This is a genomic window from Rhodococcus sp. SMB37, from assembly GCF_004345605.1.
Taxonomy (GTDB): Bacteria; Actinomycetota; Actinomycetes; order Mycobacteriales; family Mycobacteriaceae; genus Rhodococcus.
Window position 1 is genome coordinate 44,075 of the sequence record NZ_SLVY01000018.1, and the last position, 16,866, is coordinate 60,940.

15 protein-coding genes and 2 tRNA genes are annotated in these 16,866 nt (G+C 65.6%); 11 read left to right on the forward strand and 6 right to left on the reverse strand.

Annotation, left to right across the window (positions count from 1 at the left end):
• Positions 1-55: 55 nt before the first annotated feature.
• The 3 genes from EV641_RS23910 (at position 56) to EV641_RS23920 (ending at position 1,398) form a co-directional block, all read left to right on the forward strand.
• Positions 56-1,039, forward strand: a complete 984-nt coding sequence (locus tag EV641_RS23910) for a DUF3566 domain-containing protein (RefSeq protein WP_241997428.1) — start codon at positions 56-58, stop codon at positions 1,037-1,039.
• A 75-nt stretch (positions 1,040-1,114) separates the two neighbouring features.
• A tRNA-Ile gene (locus EV641_RS23915) sits at positions 1,115-1,188 on the forward strand.
• 137 nt (positions 1,189-1,325) lie between these two features.
• Positions 1,326-1,398: transfer RNA gene (locus EV641_RS23920), tRNA-Ala, on the forward strand.
• A gap of 58 nt (positions 1,399-1,456) precedes the next feature.
• On the opposite strand, the gene EV641_RS23925 is transcribed toward EV641_RS23920, so the two are convergent.
• Genes EV641_RS23925 through EV641_RS23940 form a run of 4 tightly spaced genes read right to left on the reverse strand, consistent with a single transcriptional unit; the run spans position 1,457 to position 5,293 of the window.
• Positions 1,457-1,804 (reverse strand): metal-sensitive transcriptional regulator, encoded by a 348-nt coding sequence (locus EV641_RS23925; protein WP_241997429.1) that lies wholly within the window; start codon positions 1,802-1,804, stop codon positions 1,457-1,459.
• Positions 1,805-1,852: 48 nt separating this feature from the next.
• Complete coding sequence (locus EV641_RS23930) at positions 1,853-4,102, reverse strand: heavy metal translocating P-type ATPase (protein WP_132475131.1); 2,250 nt, start codon at positions 4,100-4,102, stop codon at positions 1,853-1,855.
• A 26-nt stretch (positions 4,103-4,128) separates the two neighbouring features.
• Positions 4,129-5,052: a hypothetical protein gene (locus EV641_RS23935; protein ID WP_054718878.1), complete on the reverse strand. Its 924-nt coding sequence runs from the start codon at positions 5,050-5,052 to the stop codon at positions 4,129-4,131.
• Between the two features lie 34 nt (positions 5,053-5,086).
• Positions 5,087-5,293, reverse strand: coding sequence for a heavy metal-associated domain-containing protein (locus tag EV641_RS23940; RefSeq protein ID WP_054718881.1), 207 nt, complete (start codon positions 5,291-5,293; stop codon positions 5,087-5,089).
• Positions 5,294-5,521: 228 nt separating this feature from the next.
• Between EV641_RS23940 and EV641_RS23945 the strand changes: the two genes are divergently transcribed.
• The 6 genes from EV641_RS23945 to EV641_RS23970 all read left to right on the forward strand — a co-directional run bounded on the left by EV641_RS23945 (position 5,522) and on the right by EV641_RS23970 (position 10,434).
• A complete protein-coding gene (locus tag EV641_RS23945; RefSeq protein WP_132475133.1) occupies positions 5,522-5,929 on the forward strand; it encodes a YciI family protein in 408 nt (135 codons plus the stop codon).
• A 1-nt stretch (position 5,930) separates the two neighbouring features.
• A complete protein-coding gene (locus EV641_RS23950) occupies positions 5,931-7,076 on the forward strand; it encodes a DUF6596 domain-containing protein (protein WP_054718883.1) in 1,146 nt (381 codons plus the stop codon).
• A 65-nt stretch (positions 7,077-7,141) separates the two neighbouring features.
• A complete protein-coding gene (locus tag EV641_RS23955) occupies positions 7,142-7,645 on the forward strand; it encodes a hypothetical protein (protein WP_132475136.1) in 504 nt (167 codons plus the stop codon).
• An 89-nt stretch (positions 7,646-7,734) separates the two neighbouring features.
• Entirely contained in the window at positions 7,735-8,253 is a 519-nt protein-coding gene (locus EV641_RS23960) for a copper chaperone PCu(A)C (RefSeq protein ID WP_241997430.1), read from the forward strand.
• A complete protein-coding gene (locus EV641_RS23965; RefSeq protein ID WP_132475138.1) occupies positions 8,246-9,418 on the forward strand; it encodes a Dyp-type peroxidase in 1,173 nt (390 codons plus the stop codon). The genes EV641_RS23960 and EV641_RS23965 overlap by 8 nt, the downstream gene beginning before the upstream one ends.
• Before the next feature lie 44 nt (positions 9,419-9,462).
• The gene (locus EV641_RS23970) at positions 9,463-10,434 is read left to right on the forward strand and encodes a R2-like ligand-binding oxidase (protein ID WP_132475141.1); all 972 of its coding nucleotides are present in this window, start codon (positions 9,463-9,465) and stop codon (positions 10,432-10,434) included.
• A gap of 15 nt (positions 10,435-10,449) precedes the next feature.
• On the opposite strand, the gene EV641_RS23975 is transcribed toward EV641_RS23970, so the two are convergent.
• On the reverse strand, positions 10,450-11,613 hold the full coding sequence (locus EV641_RS23975; RefSeq protein WP_132475143.1) for a hypothetical protein: 1,164 nt from the start codon (positions 11,611-11,613) through the stop codon (positions 10,450-10,452).
• A gap of 169 nt (positions 11,614-11,782) precedes the next feature.
• Here EV641_RS23975 and EV641_RS23980 point away from each other — a divergent pair, with 169 nt between their 5' ends.
• Together EV641_RS23980 and EV641_RS23985 are read left to right on the forward strand one after the other, a co-directional pair.
• Positions 11,783-13,441 carry an alpha/beta hydrolase gene (locus tag EV641_RS23980; RefSeq protein WP_199233379.1) on the forward strand — a complete coding sequence of 553 codons (1,659 nt, stop codon included), beginning with the start codon at positions 11,783-11,785 and terminating at the stop codon, positions 13,439-13,441.
• Between the two features lie 94 nt (positions 13,442-13,535).
• Entirely contained in the window at positions 13,536-14,828 is a 1,293-nt protein-coding gene (locus tag EV641_RS23985) for a lipase family protein (RefSeq protein WP_132475146.1), read from the forward strand.
• A gap of 60 nt (positions 14,829-14,888) precedes the next feature.
• On the opposite strand, the gene EV641_RS23990 is transcribed toward EV641_RS23985, so the two are convergent.
• Positions 14,889-16,829 carry an acyl-CoA dehydrogenase family protein gene (locus tag EV641_RS23990; protein ID WP_132475148.1) on the reverse strand — a complete coding sequence of 647 codons (1,941 nt, stop codon included), beginning with the start codon at positions 16,827-16,829 and terminating at the stop codon, positions 14,889-14,891.
• Between the last annotated feature and the right edge of the window lie 37 nt (positions 16,830-16,866).

Below are 16,866 nucleotides of genomic sequence, written 5' to 3' on the forward strand. Positions count from 1 at the left end.
GAGAAACAGGCGCCCGAGCAGGCGAAACCTGCCGGTGAAGCCCGCAGGGAAGCCGGTGGCAGATTCCAAGAACCAGCCGGCCCAGAACTCGTCCGAGTCGACGGAGTCTGCTTCGAACCCGGGTAAGGGCGATCCGGCTCCCGCCGAGGGGCAGGCGACGCGGCCGGTGCAGCGTTCGAACCCGACGGCGCGTCCGTCGGGCCAGACACCGCCGTGGCAGCGTGGACAGCAGCAACCGGCCGGCGACAAGCAGGGTGCTGCGCAGCAGAGCACCCCGCAGCAGAACACCCCACAGACGAATCTCCCCGGAGTCGGACCTGGCCTGGGGAAGGCTGCGAATCGTCCGTCAGGAGCCTCTCAGCGTCCCGCAACGGGGCCCCAGCCTGTCGCGGGTAAGCCTGCCGCGAAGAACAACCCTCCCGCGAAGAGCAGCTCCGCGCCGACACGCCCCGTCGTCACGGGTACAGCGGCCGCATCCATGACCGGAGGCGCGCAGGGATCCGATCGTGCCGCAGTGAAGGCGAAGTCTGCGGTCATCGACGGCCCGACCAGGCACATCGAGCGCAAGGACCTGGCGAAGGACCTGCCGGACCTGTCGACTGTCAAGCATCCGACTCCGACGGCAGCGGTCGCGGTGGAAACCCCGCATGCGAGCCCCGTAGCCGTGGCACCTACCGCAGGTGCCGCGCTCAGGGCGACCGTGCAGCTGCGCCGCATCGATCCGTGGTCGATGCTGAAGGTGTCCGCTCTGATCTCCCTGTCGCTGTTCTTCGTGTGGATGATCGCGGTGGGCCTGCTGTACGGTGTGCTGGCGGGCATGGGCGTGTGGGACCGGTTGAACAGCGCCTTCACCGACCTCGTCTCGGAGTCGGGTAGTGACGGACTCATCACTGTCGGTCAGGTGTTCGGCTACGCGACGGTGATCGGCCTCGCCAACATGGTGCTGATGACCGCCCTTGCAACGCTCGGTGCGTTCATCTACAACCTCTGCAGCGATCTCGTCGGCGGAGTCCAGGTCACCTTGGCCGATCCGGACTGATCTGCAGGAATGCTGCCCCATCGAGGCGATTTTGTTCTTCGAGTGTCGGTGGGGTAGTGTTCCATCTCGGTTCGAGGGCCTATAGCTCAGGCGGTTAGAGCGCTTCGCTGATAACGAAGAGGTCGGAGGTTCAAGTCCTCCTAGGCCCACTCCCCGTGCCGAAAGGGCAGCAGAATGAAGGTTCTCATTGCGGTGGGAACGGCAGTTCTGGTGGTCTTCGGACTCACCCGGATTCTCCGGAGTGAGGATGAATGGCACGAGGTACCCAGCCGGTAATTCGGCGAACGGGGCCTTAGCTCAGTTGGTAGAGCGCTGCCTTTGCAAGGCAGATGTCAGGAGTTCGAATCTCCTAGGCTCCACAGTTGAAGGGCGCTTCCGATTTCTCGGAAGCGCCCTTCAGTCGTTCTGGGTTTCAGATCAGGACCGCAGCAGCCGGGCGATGGCGTCCGTCGCTTCCTTGATCTTCGCGTCCGCTTCCGGTCCGCCGGCGACCGCGGCGTCGACGACGCAGTGACTGATGTGGTCTTCGAGCAGACCCATCGCGACGGCCTGCAGAGCCTTGGTCATCGCCGAGACCTGCGTGAGGATGTCGATGCAGTACTTCTCGTCTTCGACCATTCGCTGCAGCCCTCGGGCCTGGCCTTCGATGCGCTTGAGTCGCTTGAGATAGGCATCCTTCTCGGTGATGTATCCGTGTCCCGTGTGCCCATGGCAGTCGGCCGCAGGAACATCGGGTGGTGTGGCCGCGGGGGTTGGGGTGGCCATTGTGTCCTCCTGGAATCCGGCTGTCATGTGGCGCATCGTCGATTATGCCTATCGTGCGGACGAGCGGAATCGACGAAGCCGCAGACTGTTGCTGACCACGAACACCGACGAGAAAGCCATAGCGGCGCCGGCGATCATGGGGTTGAGCAGACCCATCGCCGCCAACGGCAGCGCGGCGACGTTGTAGGCGAAGGCCCAGAACAGGTTGCCCTTGATTGTGTCGAGGGTGCGACGGGAGAGTCTGATCGCATCCGCAGCGGCGCGCAGGTCACCTCGCACAAGTGTCAGATCGCTCGCTTCGATCGCGACATCGGTGCCGGTGCCCATCGCCAGCCCGAGGTCGGCCTGGGCAAGTGCGGCGGCGTCGTTGATCCCGTCACCGACCATGGCGACCACCTTGCCCTGATCCTGCAGACGCTTGACGACGTCGACCTTCTCGGAGGGCAGAACCTCGGCGATCACCTCGTCGATCCCCACCTGACCTGCGATCGTCGTGGCAGCTGCGGTGTTGTCGCCGGTGAGCATGATCGGTGTCAGCCCGAGATCCCGCAGCTGGGTGATCGCCTCGGCGGAGGTGGATTTGACGGTGTCGGCGACCATCAGGACCGCACGTGCTTGACCATCCCAGCCGACCGCGACGGCGGTCCTGCCTTCGGCTTCGGCGGCCTTCATGGCGTCGTCGAGTTCGGTGGGCAGGTGCTGGGAGGAATCGGCGAGCAGCCGTGTACGCCCTACGAGCACTGCATGATCGTCCACGGTGCCCTGCACGCCGAGTCCCGCGAGGTTCGCGAACTGTTCCACCGTCGGCAGGTCGCCCACCTTGTCGCGGGCGCCCTTGGCGATTGCCTGTGCGATGGGGTGTTCGGAGGAATCCTCCAGGGCTCCTGCCAGACGCAGCACCTCGCCGGTGTCCTCGCCGTCGGCGACGATCACCTCGACCAGAATCATCTTGCCGGCGGTGATGGTGCCGGTCTTGTCGAGGACGACGGTGTCGACGCGGCGGGTCGATTCGAGGACTTCGGGGCCCTTGATCAGGATGCCGAGCTGGGCCCCGCGACCGGTGCCGACCATCAGCGCGGTCGGTGTCGCCAGCCCGAGCGCACACGGGCACGCGATGATGAGCACGGCGACCGCGGCGGTGAATGCGGCCGCGACCGAGCCGCCGGTACCGAGCCAGAACCCGAGGGTGCCGACCGACAGGGCGATCACGATCGGGACGAAAACTCCGGAGATTCTGTCGGCCAGCCGTTGCGCCTGGGCCTTGCCGGTCTGGGCGTCCTCGACGAGCTTGGCCATCTGCGCGAGCTGCGTGTCCGATCCGACGCGGTTGGCCCGTACGACGATGCGTCCTCCCACGTTGACGGTGGCGCCGATGACCTGGTCGTCCGGTCCGATCTCGACCGGCACCGATTCGCCGGTGACCATCGAGGCATCCACTGCGGAGGAGCCGTCGACGACGATGCCGTCGGTGGCGACCTTCTCGCCGGGCCGGACCACGAATTCGTCTCCGACAGCCAATTCCTCGACCGGTATCCGTTGCTCGGCTCCGTCGCGGAGCACCGAGACCTCCTTGGCACCGAGCTCGAGCAGTGCACGCAGCGCGGCTCCGGCGCTGCGCTTGGATCGGGCCTCGAAGTATCGTCCCGCGAGGATGAAGGTCGTGACCCCGGCGGCGGCTTCGAGGTAGATGTTTCCCGAGCCGTCGGTGCGGGCGATGGTGAACTCGAACGGGTGCGTCATGCCGGTGATTCCGGCCGTGCCCCAGAACAGGGCGTAGATCGACCAGCCGAATGCGGCAAGGGTGCCGACGGAGACGAGTGTGTCCATGGTGGCGGCGCCGTGCCGGAGGTTCGTGAAGGCGGCCTTGTGGAACGGCCAGGCACCCCAGACGACGACCGGAGCGGCGAGGGTCAGCGAGAGCCACTGCCAGTTCGGGAACTGGAGGGCTGGAGCCATGGCCATCGCGATCACCGGGATGCTCAGGACCAGTGAGATCAGCAGTCGCTGCCGCAATGCGGCGGTCGGGTCCGGTTCTTCGGCGGGTTCGGATCCGGCGCCGGTGGGAGGCGCGGGAAGAGATGCGGAGTAGCCGGCTTCCTCGACGGTGGCGACTACGTCGGCGGGCGACACTTCGCCGACGTAGTCGACGCGTGCCTTCTCGGTGGCGTAGTTGACGGTCGCTGTGACGCCATCGAGCTTGTTGAGTTTGCGCTCGATCCGGTTGGCGCAGGACGCGCAGGTCATACCACCGATGTCGAGTTCGATCCGACCGTCTGCCGGGCGGGTGATGGAGTTCATTCGGGTCCTCCCGTCGGGTGTGGTGGTCAGTGTCCGTGCCTGTCGGGCGCAGGAGTGGTGTCGGTACCGGTTGACGGCGCGGGCCCGGCGGTCAGAGTGAATTCGGCGGTCCGCACTACTCCGTCGTGTCGGAAGTCCAGGAACAGTCGGTAGTCGCCGGCGCTGGGGGTTGTGACGGAGAAGTCGATTCCCGGTCCGGCGGGAGTGATCCCGTCACCGGGATGTCCGTTCGGGTGCACGTGAAGATAGCCGAGGTCGGTTGCCCGCAGCGCTACGAGATGTCCGTAGGCGCCGAGGTAGGGCTGCAGGTCGGTGACCGGGTGCTCGTCTCGCAATACCGTCGCGGTCATAGTGGAGGCCTGGTCGGGGACGAGGACTCCGTCGAGTGTGACGGTGTAGCCGTCGACCGTGGTGGTCGCGGTAGGCGGAGGCAGTGGACGGGGATCGAAGTGTCCGGCCACCTGTAGGTCGGCGCCCAGCGTCAGGGGCTTGCCGCCCTCAGGGGTGAAGTCGGCGAAGAGTCGATATGTCCCTGCCTCATCGAGGTCGAGCGGCACGGTCCAGGTTCCGGTGTCGTCGAGGACCGGGTGTACGTGTGCGTACTCGGTCAGGTCGCGTCGTACCGCGATCAGGTGGAGTTGCTTGTCGTGACTTTCGATGTACCGGGTGACCGGCTGTCCGTCGGAATCAAGGATGTGGAAGTGCACCGGGACCTGTGTGCCCGCGTCGACATCGGCCGTGTCCAGGGCGAAGGTGTAACCGTTGTCGGTGGCCGTCAGTCCTGCAGGGCTCCCTCCGGCGACCGACGCGTCTCTCTCGGGTACAACCCCGTCTCCGGGGGTGTCGGGTGTGGTGTTCTCGGGACCGACCAGAGCGCCGGCCCCGACGGCAAGGGTGAAGACTGCGGCCAGGCCGAGAACGAATCCGGCGACCTTCGTCGATGTTTTCATCGGAGGCTCTCCTGTCCGAGTCCGAATGGGTGATTCAGTCGGCGATCTTGTAGCCGGCCTCGTCGACGGCTGCTGTTATCGATGCGCTGTCGATCTCGGTGTTCGACTCGATGTCGACGCGTCCGCTTTCGAAGTCGACGTTCACTCCGGTGACGCCGGGGATCTCGCTGATTTCTTCACGGACCGACGACGCGCAGTGTCCGCAGGTCATTCCGGTCACGGTGATGGTGGTGGTGCTCATGAGTTCCTCTTTCTCGATCGCTGCACGTCAGGTGTTCCGCAGATCAATATACCGATACCCCCCATAGGTATCAACCATTGGTGAGGAGTGGACCGCTCGGTGACCGCGTGGTATCTCGAGGGCGAAAACTTTGGAGAATCTTCTGTAGACGATGTCGAGATCGCACGAACAGTTCCGTCCCAGGTGTGGATGCGGCCACGCGGGCTGCACAGAACCGAGGAGACCACGATGGCGAAGTACCTGCTGCTCAAGCACTACCGAGGCGCACCCGAGTCCGTGAACAACGTCCCGATGGATCAGTGGACCCCGCAGGAGGTCGACGACCACATGAAGTACATGCAGGATTTCGCGGCGAAACTAGAGAAGACCGGCGAATTCGTCGACGGCCAAGCCCTCGCCCCCGAGGGCACATTCGTCCGATACGACGGGGAAGGACGACCACCGGCCACCGACGGGCCCTTCGCGGAGACGAAGGATCTCATCGCCGGGTGGATGGTGATCGACGTCGACTCCTACGAGCGCGCCGTCGCCCTCGCCGGTGAGTTGTCGGCGGCGCCCGGCGCCGGAGGCAGGCCGATCCACGAGTGGCTCGAACTGCGTCCGTTCCTCACCGCACCTCCGACGATCACCGAGTGACATGGACGAACTGCTGCTGAGGGAGCTGACTCCCGCAGTGATCGGCGTCCTCGTGCATCGCGGAGTCGACTTCGCGACAGCCGAGGACGCCGTGCAGGAGGCGCTCATCGAGGCGACCCGGACCTGGCCGGATCGTCCACCGGTGGATCCGAAGGGGTGGCTGGTCGCGGTGGCCTGGCGAAAGTTCCTCGACATGTACCGCTCCGAGATGGCGCGGAGGGATCGCGAGCAGCGAGTCGAGATCGAGCCCCCACCCGGTGAGACCGAGACCGCCGACGACACGCTGCACCTGTTCCTGCTGTGTGCTCATCCATCACTGACCCCGACGTCGGCGGTGGCGCTCACGCTGCGCGCCATCGGAGGTCTGACGACCAAGCAGATCGCGTCGGCCTACCTCGTCCCCGAAGCGACGATGGCACAGCGGATCAGCCGTGCCAAGAAGACCGTCAGCGGTGTGCGATTCGAGGAATCGGGCGATCTGGCAACGGTGCGGCGCGTGCTCTACCTGGTCTTCAACGAGGGCTACACGGGAGATGTGGATCTGGCTGCCGAAGCGATCCGGCTCACTCGGCAGCTTGCGGACATGAGCGATGAGGAGGAGACCGCCGGGCTGCTGGCGTTGATGCTGCTGCACCATGCCCGGCGTTCCGCGCGCACACGCGAGGATGGGAGTCTGGTCCCGCTCGCGGAGCAGGATCGCTCGCGATGGGACACCTCACTCATCGCCGAAGGGGTCGAGATTCTGCAGGCTGCGTTGGCTCGGGACCGGCTCGGCGAGTTCCAGGCCCAGGCTGCCATCGCTGCCCTGCACGCCGACGCGGTGCGTGTCGAAGAAACCGATTGGGTGCAGATCGTCGGTTGGTACGACGAGCTCCTCCGGCTCACCGGAAGCCCGGTCGTGGCACTCAACCGTGCCGTCGCGGTCGGTGAGGCCGACGGTCCGGTGGCGGGCCTCGCGGCCTTGACCGCGGTGGATCCCGGTCTGCCGCGATACAGCGCGGCAACAGCGCATCTCCACGAGAAGGCAGGTGATCTCGAGGACGCCGCGCGGATGTATACCGAAGCGGCTCGGTCCGCCCCCAATCTGGCCGAACGTCACCATCTCGTGAAGCAGGCGGCAAGGGTGAGTCAGCTGCTGCAGGGGTAATTGCATGTTTCACGTGAAACGGCGCCCATGTACGACAGTTCGTAGTACCGACGTACCCTGGGTTCATGTCCACCGAACGAAGGCTCGTGGCGCATCTGCGCGGCGGCTTCGTCGGGGGCACTTCCGGTGCAGTGAGCATCGCTGCACACGCGGCGGGCGGGGGAGCGACACCAGGTCAGAGTTCGGCGGTGCTACTCCTTCTGGCGGCTGTCGCCATCGGAGCAGTCGCGGCAGGAACTCGACTTCCCGTGATCGCGGTCCTCGCTGCGGGCCAGATCCTCGGCCACATCGCACTTGCTCTCGAGTTCGAGCACATGCACGCGCCGAGTCCCGCCATGGTCGCCGCGCACCTTGCGGCGGTGGGCGTCGCCGCCTTGTTGATCACCGGCGCCGAGCGGGGCTGCAGCATCGCCCTGGCGGCACTGCATCGCCTCGTCCCACGCGCTTACAACGCCCCGCCCGTACGTTCTCACGTCACCCCGTGCGTCGCGCACCGCCCGCACTCACGTCGTGTGCTTCTCCCCGCTGCCGGACTCGGCACGCGAGGTCCACCGGTCGTCGTGGCCTGATCTCGACCTCGTTCACGAGTCCTTCCCGGGATCGCCGCTGCGCGGCGATCGGCGCCGCCGCATGCCCGGAAACAGCATGGAGAACCACAGTGATCAAGACTTTCAGCACACCGCTACTGCTCACCGCAGCCGCGGTTCTCGTCGCGGGATGCAGTACCGACAGCAACGGCACCGCCGCCGCAGACTCGCTCGTCGTCTCGTCTTCCTGGGCGAAGGCAGCCGACTCCGGCATGACCGCCGCGTTCGCGGAACTCGAGAACACCGGCGACGAAGACCTGCGCATCGTGTCGGCGACGAGCCCCGGCGCGGGTAGCACCGAACTGCACGAGATGGTCGCCGGCGACGGCGGCACGATGGTGATGCGCGAATCCGAATCGGGGTTCGTCGTCGAGGCCGGCAGTGTGCACAGCCTGGCGCCCGGAGGCGACCACCTCATGCTCATGGACCTGACCGGACCGATTGTCCCCGGAGCGGACGTGAGCTTCACCCTCACCTTCGACGACGGTTCCACGAAGGACTTCACAGCGCAGGTCCGGGACTTCGCGGGTGCACAGGAGGAATACGCCCCGGGTCACGGAGGTGGGGAAGGAGGCGACCACAGTGGCTGACTTCAGTCGTCGTCGCCTCCTGGGCGGTGGTGCCGCAGTACTGGGTGCGGTCGGTCTCGGTGCGGCGGGCGCGGGAGTCGCCGTTGCAACGCGGGTACCCGAGCGGATGGGCGCGAACACCGTCGAACCCCACGGTGTGCACCAGGCGGGAATCGACACCGAGCCGCAGACCTTCGCCACGTTCGTCGCACTCGACCTGAGACCGGATGTCGATCGAGTCGGTTTGATCGGTGTCATGAAGGTGTGGGCCGAGGACACGCGCCGACTCACCCAGGGAGTACCTGCACTGGGCGACACCGAACCCGAGCTGGCGGTGGACCCCGCGCGGCTCACCATCACAGTCGGTTACGGAAGTGCCGCGTTCGATGCCTCGGCCTCGGCCGCTGCGCGACCGACGTGGCTTCGGCCGCTGCCGTCGTTCGACATCGACAGGCTCGAGGACCGATGGTCAGGAGGTGATCTGCTGCTGCAGGTGTGTGCCGATGACCCGGTGACGGTGTCGCATGCGGTGCGCACGCTCACCAAGAGCGTGCGGTCGCGTGCGTCGGTGAGGTGGGTGCAGCGTGGCTTCCGGCATGCGGTGGGCACCCGGCCCGACGGACTGACGATGCGCAACCTCATGGGCCAGGTCGACGGCACCGTCAATCCGCAACCGGCGACCCCGGCTTTCGATCGCCAGGTCTGGAATGCGGGCGAGCCGGCGTGGCTGGCCGGCGGGACATCACTTGTACTGCGTCGCATCCGCATGGAGCTCGATACGTGGGATGAGCTCGACCGTCCAGCGAAAGACCTCGTGATGGGGCGCAGACAATCGGACGGCTCACCGCTGACCGGCACCGCCGAGCACGACGACGCCGACTTCGAGATGGTCGACGACCACGGGATTCCGGTGATCCCACCGGAGTCGCATGTCGCTCGGGCCCGGCCGGGCAGTGCGGACGAACAGTTCCTCCGCCGCGCCTACAACTACGACGACGACGGTGCAGGTCTGCTGTTCGCCGCGTATCAGGGCGACGTGGATCGACAGTTCGTTCCCGTGCAGACGCGGCTCGCGGAGCACGACGCACTCAACACCTGGACCACTCCGGTCGGATCGGCGGTCTTCCTCATACCGCCTGGATATGGGCCCGATGGGTATCCGGGGGATGCGCTCTTGGAGAACTGACCGAATGTGTGACTCCAGCCCCGCGCAGGGTTAGCCTGATTGATGTGACGTGGATAACACAGGAACGTCAGGGGTTTGCGTCGCTGCGGGAAGGCGGCCTCAACTGGGACGCCTTCCCGCTTCGGCTCTTCTCGAAGGGCAACGCCAAGTTCTGGGATCCTCACGACCTCGACTTCTCACGCGACGCCGTGGACTGGGCGGATCTGAACTCGGAGCAACAGCGCAGCTCGACGTTCCTCGTTGCGCAGTTCGTTGCCGGTGAGGAGGCCGTCACCCAGGACATCCAGCCGTTCCTGCGTGCGATGGCGGCCGAGGGCAGGATCGGCGACGAGATGTACCTGACGCAGTTCTGTTTCGAGGAAGCCAAACACATGCAGGTGTTCCGGCTGTGGATGGACGAAGTGGGCCTCACGTCGGATCTGCATCCGTATGTGGCGGACAATCCGTACTACCGCCAACTCTTCTACGAAGAACTACCGCACTCGCTCCAGGTGCTCGACTCCGATCCGTCGCCCGCGAACCAGGTGCGGGCGAGCGTCACCTACAACCACGTGATCGAAGGCAGTCTCGCCCTCACCGGCTATTACGCCTGGCAGAAGGTGTGCACGACACGGGGAATCCTGCCGGGCATGCAGGAATTGGTGCAGCGCATCGGCGACGACGAACGCCGTCATATGGCGTGGGGGACATTCACGTGCCGACGACACGTCGCGGCCGACGATTCGAACTGGAACGTGGTGCAGGAGCGGATGAACGAGCTGCTTCCCATGGCCCTCGGGATGATCGGGTGGGTCAACGATCAGTTCGACGAACAGCCCTACGGACTCGATCCCGAGGAGTTCGTCGCCTATGCGGCGGACAGGGCACAACGTCGTCTGGGGGCGATCGAATCCGCCCGTGGGCGGCCCGTCCAGGAGATCGATCTCGACTACACACCGGAGGTTCTCGAGGAGAAGTTCGGTGCGGAGGACGCAGCGGAACTCGCGTCGATCACCGGGAAGGACACGGCCGAGTAGTCGGAAACCAGGTGGTCAGATCATGAAGGCAAGCACGATGATCACGACGATCAGCGCACCGATCCCGGCCAGCGCGTACGTGGCCGCCGAGACCTTCGGGCCGACGGGTGGCTGCGGGATGTCCGCGCCACTCAACGCTTCTTGATCTTCGTCCACCATCTCGGGGGCCGAGGCGCCTCCGGTCGAGGATTTTCCGTCCGGATGCGAATCGGTGGTGGAGGCAATTGCCACAGGTGGATCTTCCTCCGAATCGGACTCGCCTTCGCGCAGGCGCGCGAAGCCTCCGGTGAGGACGTCTGTTCGGTCGTACGACGGCGGTAGACCGATGCGTGCCTTCTTCTCTCGCGCGGGCGTGAAGCCCGTTGCCAGGATCGCGGCGCCGAGTGCAGCGGTCTGCTCGGGTCCGGGGCCGACCAGGCTCCGAACCATCAGTTTGGTCGCGAGGCTGTTCGCGATGTCCTGAATGTGCGACCGGTCGCGTGCGATGAGCCCGTCGCCCATGACCACGACGGCATCGAGGTTGTGTGGCATCCATCCGAACGCCCCGAGCGCCGTCGCGAGTTGAGCAGCCGGGGAGGGCGCACCCTTGGCGGCGACACGGAAGGCTTTTCCCGCGGGCACACCGGAACGAACCAGCGTGACCGTCGATCCGGCGTCGTCCACGTGATAGACACCGATGAGCAGACCTGGGGTTTCGGAGATTTCCGAGGCGTACCACGTCGCAGCGCCCTGGGCGTCGGAGACGAGGTCGACGTGCCGCAATTCTGCGTAGTCGAGCGCGGCGCGGAGCACCGAAACCCTCGCCGGATCCCAATGCGACGGGTAGGTGGCGGTGTAGCCGGGGTGGGTGTCGTGGTCCATGCCCCCGAAGGTGGGGAGCGGGTGACATTCGTTGAGGAGACAGTGAACCGCGGTCGCCATGGCGTCCTCGGCGCGGTAGACGCGGCCGTCGCTCGCGGCAATTCCCCCGGGATCTCCCACACGGGACAGGAACCCGGAGAGTGTGCGTGCCTCGTCGATCGTGCGTGTGGAACCGCCGAGCTGTGAGTTGCCGTCGTGGTCGATGTGCAGGACCGTGTCGCGGGCGATGACAACGGGATCCGGGGTGCCGGGCTCGTTGGACGCCACCACGGCTGTGGAGACAATCCTGCCTATCCGAAGCCCTACCCCGATTGCCATTCAAACCCTCCCTGTAACGATTCGCTTACATCATGCCCCCAAACACTTCCGGGAGGGCGTGGCACGCCGTAGTGGGGATCACCGTAACCCGCGCCTGCCTCCTGCATCCGCTTACACTCCAGCAATGAGATCGCACGATGGGGTATCGGCTGTCGGATCGTTCAGGGAGATGGTTCTTCGCCGTGCATTTCACCCCGTCGGACTTGCGGTCGCGCTGTTCTTCTTCGCCCAGTCGATGACGCCGTCGCTGCTGCCGCGCGTGTGGTACCTGCAGGGCGTTGCCACGGGGATCTCGGTGGCCACAGGTTACGGACTCGGATGCCTCGTCGCCTGGATTCTGCGTAGGTGCGGTGTGCAGCCGCGGTGGTCCGCAACGACACGTCGATACGGATGGTGGGTGCTGGCCGCCGTCGCGGTCGTCGTGATTCCGGCCTTCCTCGTTCTCGGCTCGTGGTGGCAGCAGATCGTCCGCGAATTGGTCGGTCTCGAACGACTCGAACGCCTTCTGTACCTGCCTGTTCTGCCCGTCGCTGTGGTGGTGGCACTCGTGTTGATCGCACTGGCACGCGTACTGCGGTTCGGGGTGGTGTGGCTGTCCGCGTTCTCCGCACGATTCATGCCCGACGGGGTCGCGAAGGTCGCCGCGATCGTCGTCGTCGTGGTATTGCTCGTCGTGGTTTTCGACCACGGTCTGTACCGAGGAATCCTCTCGGTCGCAGAGAGTTCCGCAGCTGCATCCGATCACGGGACGGCAGACGGAGTGAATCGACCGGACGCACCCGAGCGGTCTGGTTCACCCGACTCGTTCGAAGACTGGGACACACTGGGACGCGAGGGACGAACTTTCGTCGCCGGCGGCCCCACTGCCGACGAGATCGCCGACGCCACCGGCGAACCCGCGCTGACACCGATCCGCGCGTATGTAGGTAAGGAATCCGCCGACACGGTCGCGGAGGGTGCCGAGAAAGTGGTCGCGGAGCTGGACCGCACGGGTGCGTTCGACCGGTCGGTGGTGGCGGTGGTGACCACCACCGGACGAGGCTGGGTCAATGAGAATGTCGCAGGTGCACTCGAATTCGTGAGCGGTGGTGATTCGGCGATTGCGGCCATGCAGTATTCGTTCCTGCCGAGCCCGTTGGCATTCCTTGCTGACCGGGAAACTCCAGAGGATGCCGGACGCGCGTTGTTCGACGCGGTGTACGAGCGGTGGGACGACCTGCCCGAGGATACTCGCCCGAAGCTCGTCGTCTTCGGTGAGAGTCTCGGATCATACGGAGGTCAAGCGGCTTTCGCCTCCGGCGATGCGATCGTCGAACTCACCGACGGTGCGTTGCTCGTGGGCACCCCGAACTTCGCGGAGCCGTGGGGGAGGATCGCCGAGGGGCGCGATGAAGGTTCCTTCGAGCGTCTTCCTGTCGTCGACGGCGGCCGGAACATCCGGTTCGCGTCCGTTCCGGACGACGCAGATCTTCCCGCCGAGTGGGAGTTTCCGCGTGTGGTGTTCTGGCAGCATGCGAGTGACCCGATCACGTGGTGGTCGTTCGACCTGATCCTGCACAAGCCGGACTGGTTGCGGGAACCGCTCGGCCCAGACGTGGATCCCGGGATGCGCTGGATCCCGTTCGTGACGTTCTGGCAGGTGACGCTGGACATGGTCTTCTCCGCAGAGGTGCCCGACGGACACGGTCATTCGTATGGTGTGGACGCAGTCGATCTGTGGGCGGACATTCTGCCTCCGCCGGGGTGGAGCAGTGACGACACCATACGGGTGCAGGAAGCTCTTTCCGGCAGGTCACAGAACGCGGATCTGCAAGCTACTGCCGAGTAGATACATGTTACATTGCGTACCGCCGTGATGGGCGGCACACATTTCGAGGCACGACCTGTCCGAGACACGGACTTTTCGAGACACGGAGGAATTCATGGCGGGTCGCACCCGGCGATGGGGGATGACGGCGGGTTTGGCGTCCGCGACGCTGATGGCCGGATTGTTGGTCACCCCGGCGACCGCGAACGCAGAAGGAGACTTCTACCAGCCGCCGGAGGTGCTCGGGGGAGCACCGGGCGACCTCATTCGCACCGAATCATCCGATCTCGCGATCCGCGTGCCCACGCCCGATGGCGTGTTCCCTGCTCAGGGGACACGGCTGCTCTACCGCAGCAACGACGCCAACGGCGACGCGAACGCCGTGAGCGGCACCTACCTCGAACCTTCCATGGCGTGGAACGGGCCGGGTGAGCGACCGCTGATCGCGCTGGCACCCGGAACACAGGGCCAGGGCGACCAGTGCGCACCGTCCAAGGCTCTCAACCACGTGGTGCAGTACACGCCGCCACTCGATCTCTTCACCGAATACGAACTGATCTCGATCAACGCGATGCTGCTGCAGGGCATCGCCGTGGTGATCACCGACTACGACGGTCTGGGCACACCCGGGCACCACACGTACGTCAACCGCGCGGCCGAAGCCCACGCGGTGCTCGATTCCGTCCGCGCCGCCCAGAATCTGCCCGAGGCCTCCATCTCGGAAGACGGCCCGGTGGGACTCTTCGGCTACTCGCAGGGTGGTGGCGCTGTATCGGCTGCGGCCGAGCTGGCACCCAGCTACGCCCCCGAACTCGATCTGAAGGGTGCATACGCTGGTGCTCCGCCGGCAGACCTGGTCGCGACGCTCGATCAGATCGACGGCACCGCCCTCACGGGCGCCATCGGTTACACCACCAACGGTCTGGTGGAGGCCTACCCGAAGCTGGCGGACGTCATCGACGCCGAGATCAACGATCGTGGTCGCGAGATGCTCGCGGCGGTAGCGAATCAGTGCTTGCCCGAGACCCTGTTCCGTTTCGGTTTCCAGCAAACCAGCGACTACACGCGCACGGGCGAACCGCTCGGCGTGGTGATCGGGCGGATCCCGGAGGTCCAGGAGGCCATCGCAGAACAGCGAATCGGCTTGCGGGCGCCCCAGATTCCGGTCCTGGTGCAGCACGGCACTCAGGACGACACCGTGCCGTACGGCCAGGGTCGGCAGATGGCGTTGGATTGGTGCGCCCAGGGCGCTACGGTGCAGTTCTCCCCGAACAACACTCCGCCGATCCTTCCCGGATTCATCGTCAACCATGCGCTGCCCATGCTCGGTGGAATGCCCGAGGCCGTGGCGTACATGAATGATCGCTTCGCGGACAAGCCCGCACCGTCCAATTGCGGCGCGTTCTGATCCCGGCACAACCGTAGGATTCGGCCCACACTCCGCGAGTGTGGGCCGAATTCTGTTCGGCTAAGCGGGATTCTGTGTCAGGCCGAACCGGCGCGCCAGGTTCTCGTCCGACGACGGCCCAGGTGCCCAGTCGGAGATCCACGGGCCCGTGCCCTCACTCTGATCGAGGACGCCGTTCTCGAGCCACGTGTAGCGACCCTCGAGCACACCGTGGGTGAGCGCGACGTCGGCGTCGTCGGTGTTGGTCCACAACCCGTCGAAGAGTGCCTCGACACGAATGCGCGCCTGGTCGCAGAACGTATCGGCCAGCACGAAGGCATCGTCGGCGCCGGGATGCCCGTCGGCGCGTTGCCGCTCGGCACGGACGCAGCACGCCGCCATCGCGAACAGTTCGGCACCGATGTCGACTATGCGTCCCAAGAAGTTCTGTCGCTTCTCGAGCCCGGCCTGCCAGCGGGCCATCCCGTAGAACGTCGACCGTGCGAGCTTCCGAGAGGAACGTTCCACGTACCTGAGATGGGCAGCCAAAGCACCGAATTCGGCGTAGGACTTCGGGAGCTGCCCCTTGCCGGTCACCAGCTTGGGGAGCCACTTGGCGTAGAAACCACTCGCCTTCGCTGCGGCTTTCGCCTTCGCTTCGACGGAAGCCTTCGGGTCGGCGAGATCACCCGCGGCCTTCAAGTGCGCGTCGACCGCCTCTCGCGCGACGAGCAGCCGCATGATCTCGCTCGACCCTTCGAAGATCCTGTTGATACGCAGATCACGCACCAATTGCTCTGTCGGCACGGCACGTTCGCCGCGCGCCGCAAGCGACTGCGCGGTCTCGTATCCGCGACCGCCGCGGATCTGTACGAGCTCGTCGGCAATGATGCACGCCATTTCGCTGCACCACAGTTTCGCGAGCGCGGCCTCGATGCGGATGTCGTTGCGCTTCTCGTCGCACATCTGTCCGGAGAGCTCCACGACGGACTCGAGCGCGTAGGTCGTGGCGGCGATGAACGAGATCTTCGAGGCCACCGCCGCGTGTTCACCGACGGGCCTTCCCCACTGGACCCTCACCGACGACCACTCGCGGGCGATCTTGAGCGACCACTTTCCCGCCCCCGCACACATCGCGGGAATCGCGAGGCGACCGGCGTTGAGGGTGGTCAGCGCGATCTTGAGGCCGTCGCCTTCACGTCCGATGAGATTCCGGGCGGGAACACGCACCTTGTACATGCGTGTGACGCCGTTCTCGATGCCCTTCAACCCCATGAACGAGTTGCGCCGCTCCACCGTGATGCCCGGAGCGTCTGCTTCGACGACGAACGCCGAAATGCCGCCCCGGTGGCCGTCGCTGCGGGGGACGCGGGCCATCACGACGAGCAATTCGGCGACGACCCCGTTGGTGGTCCACAGCTTGACGCCGTCGAGTTCGTACGCATCGCCGTCGTCGATCGGGGTTGCCGTCGAGGCGAGCCGTGCGGGGTCGGAGCCGACGTCCGGTTCGGTGAGCAGGAACGCAGAGATCGCGCCCTTCGCGCATCGCGGAAGGAATTCACGTTTCTGCTCGTCGGTGCCGGCGAGCGCGAGAGGCTCGGGCACGCCGATGGACTGGTGGGCCGACAACAACGCGCCGATACTCGGATGCACGCTCGCCACCAGCGTCAATGCGCGGTTGTAGGCCACCTGAGATAGCCCGAGTCCGCCGTATTCCGGGTTGATCTTCATGCCGAAGCATCCGAGATCGGTGAGGCCGGCGACGTAGTCGTCGGGGATCTTCGCGTCGCGTTCGATGACGCCGCCGTCCATCGTCCGGCACAGGTTCCGAAGTTTCGTGAGGAATTCTTCGGTACGGGCGTCTTCGTCCGGAGTGGGTCGCGGGAACGGGTGGACGAGGTCGAGGGTGAGCCGTCCGAGGAACAACTCCTTCGCGAACGAGGGCTTGTCCCAGTCGGCTTCACGTGATTCTTCGGCAACTGCGCGCGCTTGTTCTTCGGTGACGTGCGCGGATCCGGTCATGATGCGCCTCCATCGGAGAGTGTCTACCCGCGAGTAT

Excerpts from the sequence above, each read along its gene's own strand:
- EV641_RS23925 (WP_241997429.1), bottom strand. The coding sequence starts at position 1,804 with ATGGCCACCCCAACCCCCGCGGCCACACCACCCGATGTTCCTGCGGCC.
- EV641_RS23930 (WP_132475131.1), bottom strand. The coding sequence starts at position 4,102 with ATGAACTCCATCACCCGCCCGGCAGACGGTCGGATCGAACTCGACATC.
- EV641_RS23935 (WP_054718878.1), bottom strand. The coding sequence starts at position 5,052 with ATGAAAACATCGACGAAGGTCGCCGGATTCGTTCTCGGCCTGGCCGCA.
- EV641_RS23940 (WP_054718881.1), bottom strand. The coding sequence starts at position 5,293 with ATGAGCACCACCACCATCACCGTGACCGGAATGACCTGCGGACACTGC.
- EV641_RS23945 (WP_132475133.1), top strand. The coding sequence starts at position 5,522 with ATGGCGAAGTACCTGCTGCTCAAGCACTACCGAGGCGCACCCGAGTCC.
- EV641_RS23950 (WP_054718883.1), top strand. The coding sequence starts at position 5,931 with ATGGACGAACTGCTGCTGAGGGAGCTGACTCCCGCAGTGATCGGCGTC.
- EV641_RS23955 (WP_132475136.1), top strand. The coding sequence starts at position 7,142 with ATGTCCACCGAACGAAGGCTCGTGGCGCATCTGCGCGGCGGCTTCGTC.
- EV641_RS23975 (WP_132475143.1), bottom strand. The coding sequence starts at position 11,613 with ATGGCAATCGGGGTAGGGCTTCGGATAGGCAGGATTGTCTCCACAGCC.
- EV641_RS23980 (WP_199233379.1), top strand. The coding sequence starts at position 11,783 with ATGGTTCTTCGCCGTGCATTTCACCCCGTCGGACTTGCGGTCGCGCTG.
- EV641_RS23985 (WP_132475146.1), top strand. The coding sequence starts at position 13,536 with ATGGCGGGTCGCACCCGGCGATGGGGGATGACGGCGGGTTTGGCGTCC.
- EV641_RS23990 (WP_132475148.1), bottom strand. The coding sequence starts at position 16,829 with ATGACCGGATCCGCGCACGTCACCGAAGAACAAGCGCGCGCAGTTGCC.